Here is a 4,505-nt window from a genome sequence, read left to right on the forward strand (position 1 = left end):
ACAGGCTACCTGCTGCCCTGGGACCAGAAGGCATTCTGGGCGACAACGGTGGGAACTGAAATCGCCGGTGTGGCGCCGATCATCGGCCAGACCATGCTGCGGATTCTGCGTGGCGGCCCGGAGCTCTCCGCCGTCACACTTGCCCGGTTTTTTGGGGTACACGTCTGGGTCCTTCCGGCGACTCTGACCCTGCTCCTGCTCCTCCATCTGTACCTGGTGATTCGGCATGGAATCAGCGCCGTGCCGGGGCGGAAGGAGTAGGCGATGAACGAACAGGACAAGAAGCAATACCAGGCGGAGTATACCGAGGCCAAGAAGAAGGGTGTCCCCTTCTTCCCCGATATTCTGTTCAAAGACGCCGTCATCGCTCTGGCCGTCTTCCTGATCTTGATCGGGCTCGCCTACGCTGTCGGGATCCCCTTGGAGGCTCGGGCAAACCCGGCCGACACTGGCTACAGCCCGCGGCCCGAGTGGTATTTCCTGCCTGTTTTTCAACTGCTGAAGTACTTCCCGGGGAAGCTGGAAGTGATCGGCGTCTTCATCTTTCCAACCATCGGGATTCTTCTGCTGCTGGCATTGCCGCTCCTCGATCGTGGACCTAAGCGGCATTTCCTGCAAAGACCTTTCGTCACGGGCATCACCTTGCTGGTCCTGGTCGCCGGGATCGGTCTGGGAATCCAGTCGGTCCGGGAGGCCCCGCCCCCGGGCGAGGCCGTCGCCGGAGACCAGATCGCCGCGTTATATTCCCAGAACTGCTCCTCCTGCCATGGCCCCCGGATTGATGTCGCCGCGGGCACCGACCTGCACAACATCATCGCCCAGGGAAGCCACGAAGGGATGCCTGCCTGGAATGGCGACCTGACCTCCGACCAGATTGACGCCCTAGCCGGATTCATCCTTTCGCCCGCAGGCAGCGAGCTCTTCAGCGACAACTGCGGCGCCTGTCACCAAGCGGTCGATCTCGTGGCAAGTGATCCGATCGAGCTGCGGAGTTCATTGGATCTGGGCCTCACCTACCCCCCCCACAGCGGACAGGAAATCCCGGACTGGTCCAAGAGCCTGACGGCAGATGAGCGCGCCTCACTCCTCAACTTCCTGGTCGCCCCGGACGGGGAACGTCTCTTCGAGGTCAACTGTGCCTCGTGTCATGGACAGGCCGTCGCGTTTGGCGGCGATCAAGCCCAACTCCGCGAGATCATTCTCAAGGGCGGACGCCACCTCGACATGCCCGCCTGGCGCGATCGCCTGAGCGACGCACAACTCGATTTGCTGGCGCAGTACGTGGTCGACCCGGCCAGCGCCCTCGAAGCGTCGGCTCTCTTCGCCAGCAACTGCAGCTCTTGCCACGGCCCGCGTGTGCCTTCTGCCAGCGATGTGGCCTCAGCCAAGGAGATCATTGCCAGCGGCGGCGCACATGAGACCATGCCCATCTGGGGCGACGTCCTCACGGCCGAGCAACTTGATGCCCTGACCCAGTATGCGCTGCAGGCCGCCCGCGGCACCCCCAGCGAAGTGGGTCGGGAGTTGTTCGCCGGCAACTGTGCAGGATGCCATGGAGATTTCGGCGAGGGCGGGGCGAATCCCGCCCGGGCCGGGGACATCATTGCCCCGATCAGTTCCCGAGAGTACCTGGGGACGCGAGATGACCAGACCCTGCGGCAGGTGATCTCGCAAGGCCAGCCTGACTTCGGCATGTCGCCCTTCGGGACGGCCTTCGGCGGTCCTTTGGACGATGAGCAGGTCAACGCCATCGTCGCCTTCCTCCGCACATGGGAGGACAATCCTCCGGTTGAGACCCCGCCCGAGGTGGCCGCGGTCACCGCACCGCTGAGCGCCAGCCAGATCTTCACTGATATTTGCGCCCGGTGTCACGGACCGGCTGGCGAGGGTGGCCTGGGCCCAGCTCTGCGAGGGGGAGAATTCCAGAGCCGCTACGCCACCGACCAGGCGATCTTCGACACAATCAGTGAGGGCCACGAGGCGACGGCGATGATCGCCTGGGGAGAGATTCTGACCTCACTGCAGATCCAGGAGCTGGTGCAGTACATCCGCGGATTGCAGCCAACCGAGGTCCCTCCGTCCGCTGGCCCGCCCACCTTCTCGGCTGACGTCGCCCCGATCTTCAAGGCCCGATGCGCCGCCTGCCATGGAAGCATGGGCGGATGGGATTCCTCCAGCTACTCGGCGGTCATGACCAGCGGAGAGCGTGCGCCGGTCATCGTCCCGGGCGATGTTCAAGCCAGCTTGCTGGCCTCCTTGCTCCAGGGGGACCCGACGGCGGGAATGCAGATGCCTCCCGGAGGCGGCCTCCCGCCGTCCGAAGTCCAGACCATCTTGGACTGGATCGCAGGTGGGGCCCCGGAGTAGCCAGCGTGTCGGCCTATAGTCAGACTTGACTTCACGGACCGCCGGGCGACCCCTGGCGGTCCGTTGCGCTTGCTTGACCTTGCCAACAGGAGCTACCCAGAACTCCCCTTTGTGCAGGGTTGCACATTGGTGTATACTCTGTTTGCCCCACTTGCCTAGGGTGTTCACCCTATCCCCCAGGCATAGGTGTGCTGATTTCCGGCACGGGGATCCTAGCTCAATGCGTCCTGACTTGGGCCATCGAGACCGGAGTTGCCGCATAGGGTGATCAGGCGGAGAATTGGCCGGGGAACGCTCAGCCCGGGTCAATCCTCCGCAGCGGATGGAGGAGGTGACTTCGCACACATAGACCGTTTGGCTGTCGTATGGGTAGTGAACCTTGCCAAAACTCGAGGAGAGTGCTGAATGTCAAGAAAGAACTTTGCCATCCTAGCGTTGTTGCTGGCTGGCGCGGTAATTCTGGGGGCCTGTGCTGCTCAACCGGGCCCTCTAGGCCCCGCGGGCCCTGCCGGCCCCGCCGGCCCCGCCGGCCCTGCCGGCGCGGCGCCGGCTGCGGCGGACTTGACCTGCACCGAATGCCACAACGACACCACCCTGCTCGTCTCCAAGGAAGCGCAGTTCCGCGAGTCCTCGGTCCACGGAACGGGCGAGTCCTTTGTGAGAGGTGAAGAGACCAACTGTGCCGGCTGTCACGGCACCGAGGGCTCCAAGGCCCGCATCGGCGCCGGCCTGCCGCCACATGATGCGTCGGTGACCGGCATCGTCAACGTCTCGCCGTTCGACTGCCGGCTCTGCCATCAGATGCACACCACGTACACCTCGGCCGACTGGGGCCTGACCGGCGGCGAGCAGGCCGTGGTGCTGGAGAAGACCGGCGGCACGTACGACGGCGGCGCAGGCAACCTGTGCGCCAACTGCCATCAGATCCGCAACGATCTCCCGGTCGCGACCGGCGGGAACATCGAGATCACCAGCGCCCGCTTCGGCACGCACTACGGCGTGGAATCCCAGATGCTCCTGGGCGAGGGCGGTGCCGCGGGTGTGACCGGTAGTCCCAGCTCGCACTACGCCACGGTCGAGGACACCTGCGTGGCCTGCCACATGGGCGAGGAGTTCAATCACACCTACGCGCCCGCCGTGGAGCGCTGCGTGGCCTGCCACGCCGATGCCGAGAACTTCGACATGAACGGCGTTCAGACCGAGGTCACGGCGATGCTGGCCGAAGTCAATGCCAAGCTTCGGGCCAAGGGCATCCTGGGCGAGGACGACCTAGCGGTCCCCGGCACGTATCCGGAGGCCATCGCCACGGCCCTGTGGAACTACAAGCTCGTCGAGTATGACGGGAGCATGGGAGTCCACAACTCGAAGTACGCCAAGGCGCTGCTCCAGTCGGCCTTGGACGCGCTGAAGTAGTCGGACTCAGGTTCGCCGTACGGTCAAAGCCGGGCGCCCGCAGGGGTGCCCGGCTTGTTCTTTGGTCAGGTATTGTGGGCCAAGAAGGGGATCGGTCCACCTCTCGCCGCGCCAATCCGGAAGGGATTGCGGCTGCGTAGTGGAACTACAAGGCGATCCTTGAGGACGCCAGCGACGGGTTCCATAAATCGGCTTTCACCCGGGCATTGCTCTCCCCGGGTTCTCAAAGGCCTGAAGGAGCCCACCCCGATTGCAGGGGGGCCCGCGCCCCCCCAGAGCGACAACGGGGCTTGGGCGTTGCCCAAGCCCCGTTGTCGTCCCCTTTGCCCTCGACGGCGGGCCGCTTTCGAGGGCGACCGACACCCGGAATCGTGTGTCGCCTAGGGCACATATGGGGTGATTCCCCAGTCGGCATGCGCCGTGACTCCCATCAGCAATCTCCGGCGCGCGCCGGATTCCCTTGTCTCTTCCAATCGACTATCGTAGAGGCAGCCGACGGGCATCCGAGGGCGATATGTTCCGAGTCACATTGGTAGCCATACTGGCAACACTGGGGTTGACGATCCCGTTCCTCGTCTTCGGCGTCTTGGGCACCGCCTGGCTGACGCAGAACCTCACCTGGTGGGCGACATCGCTGGCATCGGCGACACAGGTCAACTGGGCGGATCTGGCGATGGAAGGCTGGTCGCGCTGGCCCGAAGCCCTGGGGATGGTGGTCGGCCAGG

The 4,505-nt window shown here is 64.6% G+C and carries 4 protein-coding genes; all 4 read left to right on the top strand.

Annotation, left to right across the window (positions count from 1 at the left end; all coding sequences use genetic code 11):
• A partial coding sequence (locus tag MUO23_06280) for a cytochrome b N-terminal domain-containing protein (GenBank protein ID MCJ7512562.1) occupies positions 1–261 on the top strand: 261 nt, incomplete at its 5' end.
• Positions 262–264: 3 nt separating this feature from the next.
• Entirely contained in the window at positions 265–2,367 is a 2,103-nt protein-coding gene (locus MUO23_06285) for a c-type cytochrome (protein ID MCJ7512563.1), read from the top strand.
• Between the two features lie 405 nt (positions 2,368–2,772).
• Positions 2,773–3,780, top strand: a complete 1,008-nt coding sequence (locus MUO23_06290) for a hypothetical protein (GenBank protein MCJ7512564.1) — start codon at positions 2,773–2,775, stop codon at positions 3,778–3,780.
• A 514-nt stretch (positions 3,781–4,294) separates the two neighbouring features.
• On the top strand, positions 4,295–4,505 hold a 211-nt coding region (locus MUO23_06295; protein ID MCJ7512565.1), incomplete at its 3' end, for a hypothetical protein.

The sequence above is a fragment of the Anaerolineales bacterium genome (genome assembly GCA_022866145.1).
GTDB lineage: Bacteria > Chloroflexota > Anaerolineae > Anaerolineales > E44-bin32 > PFL42.

Bases quoted from the DNA above. Each gene is read 5' to 3' on its own strand.
- MUO23_06285 (MCJ7512563.1), top strand. From the start codon at position 265: ATGAACGAACAGGACAAGAAGCAATACCAGGCGGAGTATACCGAGGCC.
- MUO23_06290 (MCJ7512564.1), top strand. From the start codon at position 2,773: ATGTCAAGAAAGAACTTTGCCATCCTAGCGTTGTTGCTGGCTGGCGCG.